At 64.6% G+C, this 16477-nt stretch carries 16 protein-coding genes; 2 read left to right on the top strand and 14 right to left on the bottom strand.

Going from position 1 to position 16477, the window contains the following annotated elements:
* Positions 1–218 precede the first annotated feature (218 nt).
* From lnt to tsaB, 10 genes are all read right to left on the bottom strand, one after another.
* On the bottom strand, positions 219–1832 hold the full coding sequence (lnt, locus tag AB7531_RS00240) for an apolipoprotein N-acyltransferase (protein WP_063980133.1): 1614 nt from the start codon (positions 1830–1832) through the stop codon (positions 219–221).
* Positions 1829–2947, bottom strand: a complete 1119-nt coding sequence (locus AB7531_RS00235) for a hemolysin family protein (RefSeq protein WP_063980132.1) — start codon at positions 2945–2947, stop codon at positions 1829–1831. Before AB7531_RS00235 ends, lnt begins: the two co-directional genes overlap by 4 nt.
* 1 nt (position 2948) lies before the next feature.
* Entirely contained in the window at positions 2949–3437 is a 489-nt protein-coding gene (ybeY, locus tag AB7531_RS00230; RefSeq protein ID WP_223153827.1) for an rRNA maturation RNase YbeY, read from the bottom strand.
* A gap of 82 nt (positions 3438–3519) precedes the next feature.
* Complete coding sequence (locus AB7531_RS00225; RefSeq protein WP_063980131.1) at positions 3520–4515, bottom strand: PhoH family protein; 996 nt, start codon at positions 4513–4515, stop codon at positions 3520–3522.
* A gap of 64 nt (positions 4516–4579) precedes the next feature.
* Positions 4580–5974, bottom strand: a complete 1395-nt coding sequence (miaB, locus tag AB7531_RS00220; RefSeq protein ID WP_063980130.1) for a tRNA (N6-isopentenyl adenosine(37)-C2)-methylthiotransferase MiaB — start codon at positions 5972–5974, stop codon at positions 4580–4582.
* A 154-nt stretch (positions 5975–6128) separates the two neighbouring features.
* Positions 6129–6536 carry a hypothetical protein gene (locus AB7531_RS00215; protein WP_063980129.1) on the bottom strand — a complete coding sequence of 136 codons (408 nt, stop codon included), beginning with the start codon at positions 6534–6536 and terminating at the stop codon, positions 6129–6131.
* Positions 6537–6552: 16 nt separating this feature from the next.
* Positions 6553–7236 carry an HAD family hydrolase gene (locus AB7531_RS00210; protein ID WP_063980128.1) on the bottom strand — a complete coding sequence of 228 codons (684 nt, stop codon included), beginning with the start codon at positions 7234–7236 and terminating at the stop codon, positions 6553–6555.
* 52 nt (positions 7237–7288) lie between these two features.
* On the bottom strand, positions 7289–7744 hold the full coding sequence (locus AB7531_RS00205; RefSeq protein ID WP_028150589.1) for a Fur family transcriptional regulator: 456 nt from the start codon (positions 7742–7744) through the stop codon (positions 7289–7291).
* A 39-nt stretch (positions 7745–7783) separates the two neighbouring features.
* Positions 7784–8269: a ribosomal protein S18-alanine N-acetyltransferase gene (gene rimI / locus AB7531_RS00200; RefSeq protein ID WP_063980127.1), complete on the bottom strand. Its 486-nt coding sequence runs from the start codon at positions 8267–8269 to the stop codon at positions 7784–7786.
* Positions 8266–8961: a tRNA (adenosine(37)-N6)-threonylcarbamoyltransferase complex dimerization subunit type 1 TsaB gene (gene tsaB / locus AB7531_RS00195; RefSeq protein WP_063980126.1), complete on the bottom strand. Its 696-nt coding sequence runs from the start codon at positions 8959–8961 to the stop codon at positions 8266–8268. Before tsaB ends, rimI begins: the two co-directional genes overlap by 4 nt.
* A gap of 306 nt (positions 8962–9267) precedes the next feature.
* Between tsaB and AB7531_RS00190 the strand changes: the two genes are divergently transcribed.
* Positions 9268–10953, top strand: coding sequence for a methyl-accepting chemotaxis protein (locus tag AB7531_RS00190; RefSeq protein ID WP_063980125.1), 1686 nt, complete (start codon positions 9268–9270; stop codon positions 10951–10953).
* 110 nt (positions 10954–11063) lie between these two features.
* On the opposite strand, the gene AB7531_RS00185 is transcribed toward AB7531_RS00190, so the two are convergent.
* The 4 genes from AB7531_RS00185 to murJ all read right to left on the bottom strand — a co-directional run bounded on the left by AB7531_RS00185 (position 11064) and on the right by murJ (position 15217).
* Positions 11064–11633, bottom strand: coding sequence for a NifU family protein (locus tag AB7531_RS00185; protein ID WP_063985958.1), 570 nt, complete (start codon positions 11631–11633; stop codon positions 11064–11066).
* A 300-nt stretch (positions 11634–11933) separates the two neighbouring features.
* The gene (locus AB7531_RS00180; protein ID WP_063980124.1) at positions 11934–12428 is read right to left on the bottom strand and encodes a universal stress protein; all 495 of its coding nucleotides are present in this window, start codon (positions 12426–12428) and stop codon (positions 11934–11936) included.
* A gap of 110 nt (positions 12429–12538) precedes the next feature.
* Positions 12539–13591, bottom strand: coding sequence for a tryptophan--tRNA ligase (trpS, locus tag AB7531_RS00175; protein ID WP_063980123.1), 1053 nt, complete (start codon positions 13589–13591; stop codon positions 12539–12541).
* Between the two features lie 75 nt (positions 13592–13666).
* Entirely contained in the window at positions 13667–15217 is a 1551-nt protein-coding gene (murJ, locus tag AB7531_RS00170; RefSeq protein WP_063980122.1) for a murein biosynthesis integral membrane protein MurJ, read from the bottom strand.
* 125 nt (positions 15218–15342) lie between these two features.
* Here murJ and AB7531_RS00165 point away from each other — a divergent pair, with 125 nt between their 5' ends.
* Positions 15343–16344 carry an adenosine kinase gene (locus AB7531_RS00165; protein ID WP_063980121.1) on the top strand — a complete coding sequence of 334 codons (1002 nt, stop codon included), beginning with the start codon at positions 15343–15345 and terminating at the stop codon, positions 16342–16344.
* Positions 16345–16477 lie beyond the last annotated feature (133 nt).

Here is a 16477-nt window from a genome sequence, read left to right as displayed (position 1 = left end):
TCCTCAGCCTCCAAACATCACCTTCGGCGCAATCACAAGAATGCCTCCGGTGCCAGCAGCGTCAAAATCAAACCCTGTTATTGGGAAACATTGCGGAGAAATTTAGCAACGCCCACTGTCTTTTGCAGCCGGTGCAGAATGAGGAGGGCGCGTGCAGTCTGTCAACCGTGGGACTACGGTTGTCAAAGGATTCCGGTCGCGGCGGCCGCGAGGCGTGATCAGGGGTGCCGTTTGGCAACACGTCGGCGGACCGCCAGAAACACGGCCAGCGCAACGAGCATGGCTGCGGGCACGTCGCCCACCCGCGCATAGACGGTCGGCGGAATTGCGGCGGGCAGGTTTGCATCCAAAATGCCTTCGACGCCGAGGCCGAGGCTGGCAACGGTTCGTCCCACCGGATCGATCACCGCTGACACGCCGGTATTGGCGGACCGGACCAGCGGCAATCCGAGCTCGATCGCACGCATCCGGGCCTGCTCGAGATGCTGATAGGGACCGGTCGATATGCCGAACCAGCCGTCATTGGTGAGGTTCACGATCCAGCCCGGACGCTCATTGCGGCCGGCGACCTCGCCTGGAAAAATTGCTTCGTAACAGATCAGCGGCAGCGCGGGCGGCGCGCCGGGCACCGATAGCGCATGTCGCACGCTGCCCGGAATGAATCCGCCGCGCACGCGCGTGAGTTGCTCAAAGCCGAGCTTCTCCATCAAGTCCTGGTAGGGCAGGAATTCGCCGAACGGCACGAGGTGCAGCTTGTCATAGACCGAAAGCACGCTGCCGTCGTGATCGATCACGTAGATCGAGTTGTAGGCGCGCGTGATCGGCGTGCCCCGCGGCAGGTCGGGGGCGCGAACCGAGCCCGTGATCAGCACCGTACCCTTCGGCAGCAGCTCGGCGATCTGCGCCATCGCGTCGGCTTCGCGGGTCAGGAAGAACGGAAAGGCGGATTCCGGCCAGATCAGGATGGTGGCATCGCGCACGCCGGTCGATTGCGGCCCCGAGGCGCGGTCCGACAGCGCCAGGTATTTCTTCATCACCTCCGCCTTGGCGGCGTAGTTGAATTTCGCGTCCTGCTGGAGGTCCGGCTGCATCAGGCGCAGCTTCGCGCCCGCGACCATCGTGGTCGGATGCAGCGACAGGCGGATCGCGCCGAAGATGCTCATGACAATCAGAAGGGCAATCGCAGCAGCCGGCGCGCGCCATGCCGGGCGGCGATCGGGCGTACGGTCGATCAGCGCCGCCGGGCTTGCGAAGATCGCAACGCTAAGGAACGTCATGCCCCACAGGCCGATCAGCGACGCTGTCTGCGCCAGCGGCAGCGGCTCTGACAGGGCATAGCCGAACGCGTTCCAGGGGAAACCGGTCAATGCGTGACCACGCAGCCATTCGGCGATGGTGAGACTTGCGGCGAGCGCGAGGATGCGCGTGGCATCCTTGGTCCAGAGCAGGCGGGCCAGCGCGAATCCGATCGCGGTGAAGATGGAGAGATAGGCCGGCAGGCCAAGCACGGCGAACGGCGTCAGCCACGCGAACACGTCGGCGTCGACGAAGAAGGCGTAGCCGATCCAGTAGAGGCCGGGGACGAAATAGCCGAGCCCGAACCAATAGCCCGTCAGTGCCGCGGCAGGGACGCCGCGATATCGTCCGGCGCCCGCGCCGTCGATCAGCCAGACCAGCACCGGGAAGGTGATGAACAGCACCGGAAAGACATTGAATGGCGCCAGCGCCAGCACCGACAGCGCACCGCATCCCATCGCGATGAGCGCACGCTTCCATCCCCAGGTGAGGATGATGGCAAGCGCAATCTGCCGAAACCGCTGGAACGGGCTCACTGCGAACCGGTCCCGTCGCTTGGCGGCGGGACGGGCGTGTCGCTGGAAGGCGGTTGACCGCTCTCCGGCGTGGCTTCGCGGCGGCGGCTCTCGCGCTGGGTACGCGGCGCAGGGCGCTCCTTCCGTGTCGAGATGCGCAGCCGCTTGACGCGGCGCGGATCGGCATCGAGCACCTCGATCTCGTAATGGCCGGGGCCGGAGATCACCTCGCCGCGCACCGGCAGGCGCCCGACGAAGCTGACGAGATAGCCGCCGAGCGTCTCGACTTCCTCACCCGCCTCGCCGGTGACGAAATCCTCTCCGATCACCGTGCGGACGTCGTCGAGGCTGGCGCGGGCGTCTGCAATGAAGGCGTTGTCGGGCAGCCGCACGATCGAGGGCGGCTCGTCGCTGTCATGCTCGTCGTCGATCTCGCCGACGATCTGCTCGACGATGTCCTCGAGCGAAACCAGTCCGTCGCTGCCGCCATATTCGTCGACCACCAGCGCCAGATGAATGCGCGTCGCCTGCATCTGCGCCAGCAGGTCGATCGCCCGCATCGACGGCGGCACGTAGAGCAGCTTGCGGATGATGCGCGCATCCTGCAGCGGTAGCGCCAGGTCGACCGTACGCAGGTCGAGGCCGGCCGGCAGCGGTTTCTTGCGCTTGGTTTTCGTGGCCTCGGACACCCGTGCGCGCGCGGTCATGAAAGCGAGCAGATCGCGGATGTGGACGATGCCGACGGGGTCGTCCAGCGTCTCGTTGTAGACGACGAGACGCGAATGGCCGGCGCTCTCGAAGCGGTCCATCAATTCGCCGAGCGGGATGTCGCGCTTCACCGCGATGATGTCGGCACGATGCACCATGACGTCGGCGATGCGGCGCTCGTGCAGACCGAGGATGTTGCGCAACATGGTGCGCTCGACGGTCGAGAAGCCGGTGTCGTCAGGCGTCGTGGCATCGAGCACGACCTGGAGATCGTCGCGCACCGATCCCGCCTTCCAGCCGAACAGGGTGCGAATGGCACGCAGCAGCCAGCCTTCCGCGGTCGGCCGCATCACCTCGCCTGATGTCACCACGACCGGCAAATTGGCGGTATTGCGCGGATTGTCGTGAATAGGGTCGGAATCGGGCATCTCAATGCGTCCCCGGGCGGTCTGCATAGGGATCGGGTATGCCGAGATGAGACAGGATCTCTCGTTCGAGCGCTTCCATCTCCTCCGCGTCGCCATCGTTCTCGTGATCGTAGCCGACCAGGTGCAGGAAACCATGCACGGCGAGATGGCTCAAATGATGATCGAACGGCTTCTGTTCCTCGTCCGCCTCGCGCCGCATGGTCTCGTAGGCGATCGCGATGTCGCCGAGCATGCGCGGCGCATCGCCTTCCTTCCACTCGCCCTCCGGCTGGAGCGCGGGAAACGACAGCACGTTGGTCGGCTTGTCGATGCCGCGCCAGTTGCTGTTGAGCGTACGGATACCGGCATCATCGGTCAGCATCACGGCCACTTCGGCGTCGGCAACGTCCTCGTCGACACTCTCGGCGGCGGCCGCCACCGCACGCTGGATCACCGCTTCGGAATCGGGTTCGCGCTGCCAGCAATCGGCAACGACGAGGACCTCGGTCATGGGAAGGTTTGGATGTGACATCTTGTCTGTTCGGAACCAAAGGACGCCCTGTCCGCGCCCGTATGGTCCGGTTGTTGTCTCGTCAGGATTTACCGGCGGCCGGCCGCTGCGGCTGCCCCTCATAGGCAGAGACGATTCGTGCCACGAGCTCGTGGCGGATCACGTCCTCGGCTTTGAAATGAACTTGTGCAATACCTTCGACGCCGCCCAGCAGGCGCGTCGCTTCCGCAAGGCCCGAAGTCTGGCCGTTCGGCAGGTCGATCTGCGAGGGATCGCCGGTCACGATCATGCGGCTGTTCTCGCCGAGACGGGTCAAGAACATCTTCATCTGCATAGACGTGGTGTTCTGCGCCTCGTCCAGGATGATCGCGGCGTTGGTCAGCGTGCGGCCGCGCATGAAGGCGAGCGGCGCGATCTCGATCTCGCCGGTCTGGAGCGCCCGCTCGACGATGCGCGCGTCCATGAGATCGTAAAGCGCGTCGTAGATCGGACGGAGATACGGATCGACCTTCTCGCGGAGATCGCCGGGCAAAAAGCCGAGCCGCTCGCCGGCCTCGACCGCCGGACGCGACAGGATGATCTTGTCGACTTCCTTGCGCTCGAACAGCTGCGCGGCATGCGCGACCGCGAGCCAGGTCTTGCCGGTGCCGGCGGGGCCGATGCCGAACACCAGCTCGTGGCGCTTCAGCGCGCGGATGTAGGAATCCTGCGCGGCAGTGCGTGCGCGCACCGGGCGCTTGCGCAAATTGATGCTGTCGAAGGTGGATTTGGCCGATTTGGCGTCGAATTCGAACAGCGAGCCCTGTGCGATCACGGCGCGGATCGCGCCTTCGACTTCGCCCTGGTCGAGATCCTGCCCCTTCACGGCCTGCGCGTAGAGTGTCTCCAGCACGCGGCGCGCGGCGTCGCAGCCGTCGCGCGTGCCGCCGATGGTGATGTGGTTGCCCTTGGAGTCGACCACGACGCCGAGCCGCCGCTCGATCTGGGCGAGATGCTGGCCGTAGGGGCCGACCAACGCGGATGCGGCGCGGTTGTCGTCGAAGTCGATGACGACCTGGGTCTCGGGCGGAACTTGCATGTCGCGGTCAAATTTGCGGCTGGGAGCGAACGAAGACGAATCCGATGCGCTTTTTGGCAAGGGTTCAGGCTCCAATGGCTTGCGATAAAGCGGGCTCGCGCGCGTTACGCGGCGTCACGAGCTCACCGAGGAAACTATAGCGTTCGAGGCTGTCGATCCGGACCGGCAGGATTTGTCCGATGATGTCGGGCGAGGCCATCACATGCGCAGGCTGGAGGAAGGCAGTGCGGCCGACGATCTGGCCCTCCTTGCGGGCCGGACGCTCGAACAGCACATCGACCGTTGAGCCAATCGCGGCCTTGTTGAAGGCCGATTGCTGGCTGTCGATCAGTTCCTGGAGCCGCTCCAATCGCTGGTCCATCTCGGCGGGGGACACCGTCTCCTGCATATCCGCGGCCGGCGTTCCCGGCCGGGCGGAGTATTTGAACGAATATGCGGCAGCGTAGCCGATTTGCGTGACAAGCGCGAGGGTGGCGAGAAAATCTTGCTCGCTTTCACCGGGGAAGCCCACGATAAAATCTGATGAAAAAGCAATGTCTTGGCGCGCGGACCGGAAACGGTCGATGACACGCCGATAATCATCGGCGGTATGTTTCCGGTTCATGGCGGCAAGAATCCGGTCCGAACCCGACTGCACCGGCAGGTGCACGAACGGCATCAGCTCGCCGAGATCGCGATGGGCTGCAATCAAACTGTCATCGACATCGCGGGGATGGCTGGTCGAATAGCGCAGCCGCGCGATGCCGGGAATCTTCGCCAGATGTTCGAGCAATCGGCCGAGCGGCCAGCTTGTCCCGTCCGGTCCCTCGCCATGATAGGCGTTGACGTTCTGCCCGATCAGCGTGAGCTCCCGGACGCCGTTGTCAGTCAGCCGCTTCACGTCATCGACGATCTTCGCCACGGGACGCGAGACTTCGGCGCCGCGCGTATAGGGCACCACGCAGAAGGTGCAGAATTTGTCGCAGCCCTCCTGCACCGTGACGAAAGCGGAAATGCCGCGCGCGCGGATTGCATCGGGTTTTGGCTGGGCCAGGAAGCCGAACTTGTCAGCCGCGGGAAATTCGGTCTCGATCGCGCGGCCTTCGTCGCGCGCTCGCTTCAACAACTCCGGAAGGTGATGATAGCTCTGCGGGCCGACCACGACGTCCACCACCGGCGCGCGGCGCGTGATCTCAGCACCCTCGGCCTGCGCCACGCAGCCCGCCACCGCGATCTGCATCGCCCGGCCCCCGCGCGCGGCCTCGTCCTTGGCAACCCGCAGCCGGCCAAGCTCGGAATAGACCTTTTCGGAGGCCTTCTCGCGGATATGGCAGGTGTTGAGGATGACGAGGTCGGCATCCTCCGCGTTGGCCGTCTCCACGAATCCTTCCGGAGCCAGCGTGTCCACCATGCGCTGGGCATCGTAGACGTTCATCTGGCAGCCATATGATTTGATGTGCAGCTTGCGCGGCGGCGTCATGGAACCCGGAATTGAGGTGGAGGACGCCCCTCAGATATAGGCTGGAGGGGCGAAAATCCAGCGAATGGAGCCCTCAACGGGATTCCGGGCGCTCCCAAAGGGGAGACAGGTCCCAAAACCCCTCGAATCGGGCCCGCCTGGCGTGGATCCAGCACTACACGCGAGGGGCGGCGAGCCATTCCGGAAAAAACTCTTCCTGCGCGTCGACCGAGGCCGGGGTCACATCAGGCCCGGTGTCGAAGATTTCGACGAGGTCGGCCATGCGCGCATGGACACCTTTCTTCATCCGGTATGCCTTCAGCCCGGCTCCCATGTCCCTCGCCATTGCGGACGGATACACATTGAGGCTGGCGCCGTAGCAGAATGGGATAAGCCCTTCACGCTCGAGCTGACGGCGGATCAAGCACAGGGCCTCGAAGAAATCGGGGGCTTCAGCTTCGATCATCTTTCCGCGATAGGTGCAGGTCAGCTTGCAGACGACAGGATCAATTTCGTACTCGGTGATTACTGCCCTTTCGTCGTTACTGCCGCCGATCAGAGCGATGTTGTGTTGCTCGTCCATGGTCCCGACACGCTCTTTACGACCGAAGCTCGGCCATACCGACGTTTCGCTGGACCAACTCCGGCAACTGATGCATGTCGGCAAAGGTCAGGTCGGCCCCGGCCTTGCGCAGGGTCTCGGCATGGCCGTCCCCGCAATGGCTGCCCCCATGGAAGCCGAACACGGTCATGCCGGCCGCTCGCGCCCCGGCGATGCCGGCCAGGCTGTCCTCGATCACGACGCAGCGCTCGGGCGCCACGCCCATTTCCTTGGCCGCGAACAGGAACAGGTCCGGTGCCGGCTTGCCGTTCTTGACCTGCGAGGCCGAGAAGATGTTCGGCGCGAGGCGCTCATAGAGGCCCGTGCTTCCCAGGCTCACCTGCATGCGCTGATGCGAGCCGCTCGAGGCGACGCAGACGGCCTGCGTGACGACATCGAGCACATCGTGGATGCCGCGGATCGCTTCGAGGTCGGCTTCGAACGAGCGGAACAGCTCGTCCTGCAGATCGCTGTGATAGGCCTCGGGCAATTTGCGACCGAGCTCGGTCTCGATCTCCAGATTGGCCTGCCGCGTCGAGCGACCGAGGAAGCGCGCGAATACCTGCTCCGAGGTGATGGAATAGCCGTGCCGCGTGAGTACATCGGCATGGGCGCGACAGGAGATCACCTCGCTGTCCACGAGCACGCCGTCGCAATCGAAGATGATGAGATCTATAGGCACGAGGGCATGATCCGGAAAAGTGTGAAGCGGTTTTCCGACAAGATCATGCCACTTAAGACGTCGGCTTGTCGTCGTCGAGCGGGACGCAATAGAGCTCGAGCCGATGGTCGACCAGCTTGTAGCCGAGCTTGCGGGCGATCTCCGCCTGCAGCTTCTCGATCTCCTCGGAGGTGAACTCGATCACCTTGCCGTCGCGCAGATTGATGAGGTGGTCGTGATGGCTGTCGCGCATCGTCTCGTAGCGCGCGCGGCCCTCGCGGAAATCATGGCGCTCGATGATGCCGGCATCCTCGAACAGCTTGACGGTGCGATACACGGTCGAGATCGAGATCTTGTCGTCGACGGCGACGCAGCGCCGGTACAGTTCCTCGACGTCGGGGTGGTCGACCGATTCCGCCAGCACGCGGGCGATGACACGGCGCTGCTCGGTCATGCGCATGCCGGTGGCGGCGCAGCGAGCCTCGATGCCGGTCGCCTTGGAGGCGGAGGAAGGTTTAAGTCCAGTCATAGTGTGTCTGCCTGACGGGGGCGCTTTCTGCCATCAATGTTACGACAAGTCACGTCGCATCAGAAGTGCGTTCAATTGTTCCCCGTTGGGCTGCTTATAGTAGCGTTCGCGGCGCCCGACCACCATGAATCCGGCCCGATCGTAGAGCCGCCGCGCCGGCTGGTTATTTTCCTCGACTTCGAGAAATATTGTGCGCACGCCGCGCCCTGCGAGGTGGCCGAGATGCGTCATCAGCAGCGTGCCGGACAGCCCGCGGCCGCGGTGAGCCTGGTCGACCGCGATGGAGAGGATTTCCGCTTCGTCCGCGCCGATCCGCGACACCGCGAATCCGATGGTCTTGCGGCCGAGCCGCAACCGGTGCACGAGCGTGTTGCGCTCGCCGATCATGCCTTCGAACTCGCCTTCGCCCCAGCCGCGGGCAAAGGATTGTCCGTGCAGCTGCGCCAGCCGCGCGGCGTCGCGCGTGGAGGCCGGCTCGACGGCGGCCGTGCCGCCGCGCCACCATTCCGAAAGCCATCTCATCATGAGGTTGCGGCTTGTGCTGCGAACGGTGGCTGTGCGGCCGGCTTTGCGTCGGGTGCCTTCAGATAGAACGGCCGCGCCGGCGTGGTTTCGGGATTGGCCGCGGCGCCGAGCCAGGCGACCCAGCCGATGTCGGGCGCGGGCTGGGCGTCGACCGCAACGGGTTGCGGACCGTCCTTCGGCCAGCGATCGGCGAGGATCTTTGCGGCATTGCCGACCAGATGCGGCGCACCGAATTGCGAGGCCGCGATCGCCGCGTCAATTGGCACGACGCTCGGCCGCACCAGCGGGCTACCGTCGCCGGCTACGATCTGGAAGTAGACGTGATCGTGCCGCGCATCGATCGCCGAGATCACCGGCGCCGTTCCGCTCTGGCCGACGACGGTGGCGGCATAGGCCGAAAGCGTCGTCAGCCCGACCGCGGGCCGCTTCGCCGCAAGCGCAAGGCCGCGCGCCGCCGAAATGCCGACCCTCAGGCCCGTGAAGCTTCCGGGACCGACGGTGACGGCGATGCGGTCGAGCGAGGTGAAGGCAAGATCGGCCGATTGCATCACACGCGCGATCATCGGCATCAGCGCTTCGGCGTGGCCGCGCTTCATCAGAAGCGATTCCTCCGCAAGCAGCTGGACGGCGTCGGTGTCGAGAACGGCAGCCGCGCACGCTTCCAGCGCGGTATCGATGGCAAGGATCAGCATCGAATCAGCTTAGTCGGTCGAGCCGCGGTCGAACCAGTCCAAGTTTGATTTCTCGACAGGCGCACGATCGGCCCCGTAATTCTACGTGGACGCGAAGGCGACAAAATTTTCGCTCCCCATTTTCGATGCGGATGCATCAATTTGCAACCTTAGAGATAGCTAAGTGATTGAAATGTTGGCATTTTAAGTAATCATTAGCAAACCAATGACACCGTCAACGGGCGGGAGAGTGAGTCAACGACGACTCAGACGGGGCGCTTTGGCAGATCAAGCCGCGCCTGTTCGGTCATTTGGAAGGGTTCATTTATGTCTTTTTGGCGAAGCGGTTCTTCGGCTAGGGAGGCTTTGGCTCAGGTCATTGCACTCGGCAAGTCGCAGGCGGTCATCGAATTTAATCTCGACGGCACCATTATCACGGCCAACCAGAATTTCCTGGACGCGATGGGCTACCGGCTCGACGAGATCGCCGGCAAGCACCACAGCATGTTCGTGATGCCGGAGGAGCGGGGCAGCGCGGCCTATCGCGAGTTTTGGGCGCAGCTCGGCCGCGGCGCATATCAATCAGCCGAATACAAGCGGCTCGGCAAGGGCGGCCGCGAGATCTGGATCCAGGCGTCCTACAATCCGATCATCGACGAGGCCGGCAAGCCGGTGAAGGTCGTCAAGTTCGCGACCGACATCACCGCGCGCAAGATCCGCAGCCTCGAAGATGCCGGCAAGATTTCCGCGATCGGCCGCGCCCAGGCGGTGATCGAGTTTAATCTCGACGGCACCATCATCACCGCCAACGAGAATTTCCTGAGCACGGTGGGGTATCGGCTCGACGAGATCCAGGGGCAGCATCACAGCATATTCGTGGGGGCAGGTGAGCGCGATAGCGCAGCCTATCGCGAATTCTGGGCCAAGCTCGGCCGCGGCGAATTCCAGTCCGGCGAATACAAGCGCTTCGGCAAGGGCGGCAAGGAGGTCTGGATTCTCGCTTCCTACAATCCGATCCTCGATGAGACCGGCAAGCCGTTCAAGGTGGTGAAGTTCGCGACCGACGTCAGTGCGCAGAAGCTGTCGAATGCGAATTTTGCCGGGCAGATCGAGGCGATCGGCAAGTCGCAGGCCGTGATCGAGTTCAGCATGGACGGTAAGGTTTTGACAGCCAACGAAAACTTCCTCGGCGCGCTCGGCTATACGCTGTCCGAGATCGTCGGCAAGCATCACAGCATGTTCGTGGGCACTGACGAGCGCGACAGCGAAGCCTATCGGGCCTTCTGGGCCAGGCTGAACGCCGGTGAATTCCAGTCCGGCGAATATCAGCGCGTCGGCAAGGGTGGCCGGCAGGTCTGGATCCAGGCCTCCTACAACCCGATCCGCGACCTCAACGGCAATCCGTTCAAGGTCGTGAAATACGCCTCCGACACCACCGCCCAGGTGATCGCGCGCAAGCGCAGCGAGAAGGTGCGCGATATGATGGAATCGGTCGCCGCTGGCGCCGAGGAGCTCAACGCCTCGGTGCGCGAGATTGCCGAGGCAATGACGCGCTCGCGCGAGACCGCATCGACCGCGGTCGATCGGGTCGAGGCGGCGGACCATCAGGCGCAGCGGCTGACGCAGGCGGCGGAGTCGATGAGCATGATCGTGCAGCTGATCGGCAGCATCACCGGTCAGATCAATCTGCTGGCGCTGAACGCCACCATCGAATCCGCGCGCGCCGGCGAGGCCGGTCGCGGCTTTGCCGTGGTGGCATCTGAAGTGAAGAACCTCGCCAATCAGGCCAAGCAGGCCGCCGACCGGATCGAGCAGGAGATCGGCAATCTGAACGGCATCTCGGTCGACGTGGTCGCCGCGCTGGGGGCGATCCGGGGCGCGATCGAGGGCGTCAGCGAATATGTGTCGTCAACGGCCGCCGCCGTCGAGGAGCAGAGCACCGTCACCAGCGAAATGTCGGCGAGCATGCGCAAGGCCGCGGAAGAGGCGGCGAGCATCGGCCAAGCGGCGTAGGAGAGATCTCGTAGGGTGGGCAAAGCGAAGCGTGCCCACCTCTTCTTTTCGCGATGATTGCATAGTGGGCACGGCGCAAGCGCGCCTTTGCCCACCCTACGGCACTTCGCCTACATCGGCCGAACTTCGACCACGTCGGGCACGAAATGCTTCAGCAAATTCTGAATGCCGTGCTGGAGCGTCGCGGTCGACGACGGGCAGCCGGCGCATGAGCCCTTCATGTTGAGATAGACGATCCCGTCCTTGAAGCCGCGGAAGGTGATGTCGCCGCCGTCATTGGCGACCGCGGGCCGCACGCGGGTCTCGATCAGATCCTTGATCATGTCGACCGTCTCGGCATCGGACTCGTCGAAGAACTCATCCTCGTCGTCGAGATCGGCATCGCTTGGAGCCGCGCCATCGGCGAGCAACGGCGCGCCGGACATGTAGTGCTCCATGATGGCGCCGAGGATCGCGGGCTTGAGCTGCTGCCATTCACCGTTCGCCTTGGTCACGGTGATGAAATCCGATCCATAGAACACGCCGGTGACGCCGGGCACGTCGAACAGCTTTTCGGCCAGCGGCGAGCGCGTGGCCGATTCGCGGCTCGAAAATTCCATCGGGCCGCCGTCGACGACGACGCGGCCGGGAATGAACTTCAGCGTGGCGGGATTGGGGGTGGCTTCGGTTTGAATGAACATGGTTTTCTCCAGACGTCGCCGGTTCAAGGCCGGCGCGCAAGCTATCCAGTAGCAGATGGCGACGGGGAACGCACGGTCAAGGGGTGGGTAGGACGTTTCGTTGCGATATCAGCGGGTTAGGACACTTTAATATTCCCGCGCCGTCATGGCCGGGCTTGACCCGGCCATCCACGCCTTGCTTCGTGGCGCCAAGAACGTGGATGCCCGGGCCTTCGCCGCGCCGAAGCGGCTTCGGCCGCGCAGGCGGGACAAGCCCGGGCATGACGGATATCTGGTTGGCCGCAGTCCAGATAGGGACGCCTACGACAGCGAATCCACGCTTCCATCGCTCAGCGCGCCCGAGATGATCGTCACCGGCACCGGGAACGTGCCCAGTTCATGCGCCAGCAGCGAGACCAGCGGTCCCGGACCCTCCGCGCCGGGATTGGCGGCGAGCACCAGCATGGCGATGTCAGGGTCCTCGTCGATCACGGCGAGCAGTTGTTCCATTGCATCGCCTTCGCGGATCACCCGCTCCGGCGTGATCGCGGCGATGCCGTTGGCGCGGCCGGCGGCGCGGTCGAGCGCGGCTTCCGCCGCCTCCTGCGCCTCGGCGCGCATGATCTCGGCCACCCCGAGCCATTCCTGACTCTGCTGCTCGGGCTCGATGATGCGCAGCATGACCACACCGCCGCCGGCGCGGATCGCCCAGCGGCTGGCATAGTAGACCGCGCGATCCCATTCGGCGGTGTCATCGACGATCACGAGGCATTTGGGCTTGTGACCCGGCTCGAAGCAAAGTCGCTTGCTGGTCATGCATGTCCCGGAATGTGCACGGCCGGCATGCTGCCACACTCCCTCACGCTTGGGGAGAGGAGAAGCTGCCGGCGCAGTGGGCGCCGGCCGGGTCTCGCAAATGCGGGAAATCAGCGCCGGCGGATGAAGCCGACGATGTCCTTCGAGAGCTTCATGGTCTCGTCGGCGATCGCGCGGGCCCGGTCGGCGCCATCGTTCAGGATCGCGTCGATATGGCCGGGGTCGGCGACGAGGCGCTTCATCTCGCCGGCGATCGGCGAGAGTTTCGTGACGCACAGATCCACCAGCGCATTCTTGAAGCTGGAGAACTGGCCGCCGCCGAATTCGCGCAGCACGTCAGCCTTGGAGCGGCCGGAGAGCGCGGCGAAGATGCCGACGAGATTGTCGGCCTCGGGGCGCGCTTCCAAGCCCTTTTCCTCTGACGGCAGCGGCTCCGGATCGGTCTTCGCCTTGCGCACCTTCTGCGCGATGGTGTCGGCGTCGTCGGTCAGATTGATGCGCGAATTGTCGGACGCGTCCGACTTCGACATCTTCTTGGTGCCGTCGCGCAGGCTCATCACGCGCGTCGCGGGGCCCGTGATCAGCGGCTCCGGCAGCGGGAAGAACAGGCCGTCATTGGCGCCGAGGTTGCGGATCGAGTCGCCAAAGTCGTTGTTGAACTTCTGCGCGATGTCGCGAGAGAGCTCGAGATGCTGCTTCTGGTCCTCGCCGACCGGAACGTGGGTGGCGCGGTACAGCAGAATGTCGGCGGCCATCAGCACGGGATAGTCGAACAGACCCACGGAAGCGTTCTCGCGGTCCTTGCCGGCCTTCTCCTTGAACTGGGTCATGCGGCCCAGCCAACCCATGCGCGCGACGCAGTTGAAGATCCAGGCGAGCTCGGCGTGGCCGGAGACCTGGCTCTGGTTGAACACGATGTGCTTCTTCGGATCGATGCCGCTCGCGATGAACGCCGCGGTCACCTCGCGGGTGTTGCGCGCGAGCTCGACCGGTCCGCCCCAGACGTCCACGCCTTGCGTGATTGCGTGCATGTCGACGACGCAATAGATGCAGTTGTGGGTTTCCTGCATCTTCACGAAGTTGACGATCGCGCCGAGGTAATTGCCGAGATGCAGATTGCCCGTCGGCTGGACGCCCGAAAAGACCCGTTCAACGAATGCCATGGTAAGTCTTCCTGGAAGGTATTCGGCCGTCGTTTCCAACAGCGGCGCTGCCCCGTCAAGGGTAATTCGATGGCGTCAAGCCTCGGACTCGGTCCGGGCCGGGCGCTTCAGCGCGTTAGCCGCCTCGCGCCACGAGGCCGCGCCGAGGACCTGCAGGAGCACGCCATAGACGGCGATTCCGGCTGCGATCTGCACGCCCAGGACGATGAAGCGGATCAGCCCATGCGCCTCGGCGGGCGTCAGACCGGTCGTGAGCCAAAGCAGGGCGCCCATGGCAGCCGCGGCGAGCATGATCCGCGGCAGCCGGTTGCGGGCGGCCGCATCGACCGAGAAGCCGAACTCGCTGGTGCCTTTCCGCAGCAGCGAGATCGCGCTGCTCCAGGCGCCGGCCGCGATGCTGGCAGCGATTCCGCTCGCGCCAAGGACGTGTCCGAGCACGACAGCGAGGGCGATCGCGACCACAAAGCCCTTGGCGGTCGCCAGCAGCGGCGTCATCGTGTCGCTGCGGGCAAAGTAGGCCGGCGACAGCGCCTTGATCAGCACATGCGCCGGCAGGCCCAGCGCCAGCCACATCAGCGCATGTGCGGTGGCCGTGCTGTCGTCCGCGCCGAATGCGCCATGCTCGAACAACAGTCGCACGATCGGTTCGGCCAGAACGATCAGGCCGAGCGTCGCGGGCAGCGCCAGCCCGGTCGCCAGTTCCAGCGCGCGCGATTCCGCATGCGCCACGGCGTCACGGTCGCCGCTACGCACCGCGCGCGTCAGCTCCGGCACCAGCACCGTGCCCATCGCGACGCCGACGATACCGAGCGGCAGCTCGATCAGGCGGTTGGCGAAATAGAGCCAGGACACGGCGGAGGGCGTTGCAGAGGCGATGATCGCGCCCGCGACCATCAGCCATTGCGGGCCCGAGCTTGCGATCATGCCGGGGATTGCCTTGGCGAAAAAGCCGCGCATCTCCTGGTCGAAGCTGATCCGCAGCGGCGTCGCCAGTCGCGCGCTTCGCTGCGACAGCAGCATCAGCAATTGCAGCAGTCCGGCCACGCCGACGGTCGCCGCCAGCATCCATGCTGCGAAGCCGGCGTCGGCATGCCAGACGAGCAGCATCGCAATGGCCGCAATCAGCGCGATGTTGAACAGCAGCGGCGAGAATGCTGTGAGTGCAAAGCGCCCCTGCGCATTGAGCAGCCCCATCAGCACGGTGACAGGTCCGGCGAAGGCGAGATAGGGCAGCATCAGCCGCGCGTTCGCGACGGCAAGATCGAGCGTGCCGCTGCCGAGAAAACCCGGCGCGATGATCGTGATGATCAATGGCATCAACAGCGCAATCACGATCGAGATCGCGATCAGCGCCGCGCTGACCGTGCCGAGCACGCGTCCGGCGAAGGCGGAAGCGGCCGCTTCGCCGTCGCGGTCACGGACGCGTAGCCAGGCCGGGATCAGGGCAGCGTTCAGCGCCCCCTCGCTGAGCAGTCGCCGAACCACATTGACGAGCTGAAACGCGGCCAGAAACGCATCGGCCACCGCGCCCGTGCCCAACAGTGCAGCAATCATCGAATCGCGTGCAAAACCAAGCAGCCGCGAGGCCAGTGTTCCCGTTGAAACTGTCAGGAAAGAGCGGATCATTGCGCCGACATAATACCGTTGCTTGCCCGCCTGGGGCCGGTCGTGATAGGCCGCGAGCCAGATTTCAGACCGACAGGAAGCGGATTTCCGCGGGTATCGCAATCCGCCAAACAGGATCAAGGTGAATGGCTGACGTGAAATATGACGTTCTCGGCATCGGCAACGCGCTGTTCGACGTGCTGGTCCGGACTGACGAGGCTTTTCTGGCCAAACACGCCATGACCAAGGGCAGCATGTCCCTGATCGACGAGGCGCGGGCCGCCGCCATCTACAAGGACATGGGCCCGGCGACCGAAGTCTCGGGCGGCTCGGCCGCCAACACCATCGTCGGCATCGGCAGCCTCGGGGCACGCGCGGCCTATGTCGGCAAGGTCAAGGACGACCAGATCGGCAAGCTCTATGTCCACGACATCCGCGCCGCCGGCGTCGCCTTCAACACGCCCGCCGCGAAAGACGGCCCTGCGACCGGCTGTTCCTACATCCTGGTCACTGATGACGGCGAGCGCACCATGAACACCTATCTCGGTGCCGCACAGGACCTGTCGCCCGCCGACATCGATCCGGCCGAGATCGCGTCGGCCGGCATCGTCTATCTCGAAGGCTATCTCTGGGATCCGAAGAACGCCAAGGACGCCTTCGTCAAGGCGGCCCAGATCGCGCATGATGCCAAGCGCAAGGTGGCGCTGACGCTGTCGGATTCGTTCTGCGTCGACCGCTATCGCGACGAATTCCTCGGGCTGATGCGCAACGGTACCGTCGACATCGTGTTCGCCAACGAATCCGAGCTGCATTCGCTCTACACGACCTCGGACTTCGACACCGCGCTGAAGCAGCTGCGCAACGACGTCAAGCTCGGCGTGGTCACCCGCAGCGAGAAGGGCTGCGTGGTGGTGACGCCGACCGAGGCCGTCGCCGCGCCGGCCTCGCCGATCGCGAAGCTGGTGGACACCACCGGCGCCGGTGATCTCTTCGCCGCCGGCTTCCTGTACGGTCTCGCGCGTAACCTGGCGCACAAGCAGTGCGGCGAGCTCGGCGCGCTCGCGGCTGCCGAAGTGATCCAGCACATCGGCGCGCGGCCGCAGGTGTCGCTGAAGGAGCTGGCGCAGCAGCGCGGGTTGACCGTTTAAGGAAGTCGCGCCCCAACCGCGCTGTCGTCGCCCGGCTTGACCGGGCGATCCAGTATTCCAGAGGCGGTTGTGATTTAATCGAGACGCCGCGGCGTACTGGATTCCCCGTTTTCGCGGGGAATGACAGTTGCGG

The organism is Bradyrhizobium sp. 63_E2_N1_3 (assembly GCF_052076005.1).
Classification (GTDB): Bacteria; Pseudomonadota; Alphaproteobacteria; order Rhizobiales; family Xanthobacteraceae; genus Bradyrhizobium; species Bradyrhizobium barranii.
Note: the sequence above shows the minus strand (reverse complement) of the source record. Positions and strands in the feature narration are given on the sequence as shown.

Excerpts from the sequence above, each read along its gene's own strand:
- AB7531_RS00235 (WP_063980132.1), bottom strand. The coding sequence starts at position 2,947 with ATGCCCGATTCCGACCCTATTCACGACAATCCGCGCAATACCGCCAAT.
- ybeY (WP_223153827.1), bottom strand. The coding sequence starts at position 3,437 with ATGACCGAGGTCCTCGTCGTTGCCGATTGCTGGCAGCGCGAACCCGAT.
- AB7531_RS00225 (WP_063980131.1), bottom strand. The coding sequence starts at position 4,515 with ATGCAAGTTCCGCCCGAGACCCAGGTCGTCATCGACTTCGACGACAAC.
- miaB (WP_063980130.1), bottom strand. The coding sequence starts at position 5,974 with ATGACGCCGCCGCGCAAGCTGCACATCAAATCATATGGCTGCCAGATG.
- AB7531_RS00215 (WP_063980129.1), bottom strand. The coding sequence starts at position 6,536 with ATGGACGAGCAACACAACATCGCTCTGATCGGCGGCAGTAACGACGAA.
- AB7531_RS00205 (WP_028150589.1), bottom strand. The coding sequence starts at position 7,744 with ATGACTGGACTTAAACCTTCCTCCGCCTCCAAGGCGACCGGCATCGAG.
- rimI (WP_063980127.1), bottom strand. The coding sequence starts at position 8,269 with ATGATGAGATGGCTTTCGGAATGGTGGCGCGGCGGCACGGCCGCCGTC.
- tsaB (WP_063980126.1), bottom strand. The coding sequence starts at position 8,961 with ATGCTGATCCTTGCCATCGATACCGCGCTGGAAGCGTGCGCGGCTGCC.
- AB7531_RS00190 (WP_063980125.1), top strand. The coding sequence starts at position 9,268 with ATGTCTTTTTGGCGAAGCGGTTCTTCGGCTAGGGAGGCTTTGGCTCAG.
- AB7531_RS00185 (WP_063985958.1), bottom strand. The coding sequence starts at position 11,633 with ATGTTCATTCAAACCGAAGCCACCCCCAATCCCGCCACGCTGAAGTTC.
- AB7531_RS00180 (WP_063980124.1), bottom strand. The coding sequence starts at position 12,428 with ATGACCAGCAAGCGACTTTGCTTCGAGCCGGGTCACAAGCCCAAATGC.
- trpS (WP_063980123.1), bottom strand. The coding sequence starts at position 13,591 with ATGGCATTCGTTGAACGGGTCTTTTCGGGCGTCCAGCCGACGGGCAAT.
- murJ (WP_063980122.1), bottom strand. The coding sequence starts at position 15,217 with ATGATCCGCTCTTTCCTGACAGTTTCAACGGGAACACTGGCCTCGCGG.
- AB7531_RS00165 (WP_063980121.1), top strand. The coding sequence starts at position 15,343 with ATGGCTGACGTGAAATATGACGTTCTCGGCATCGGCAACGCGCTGTTC.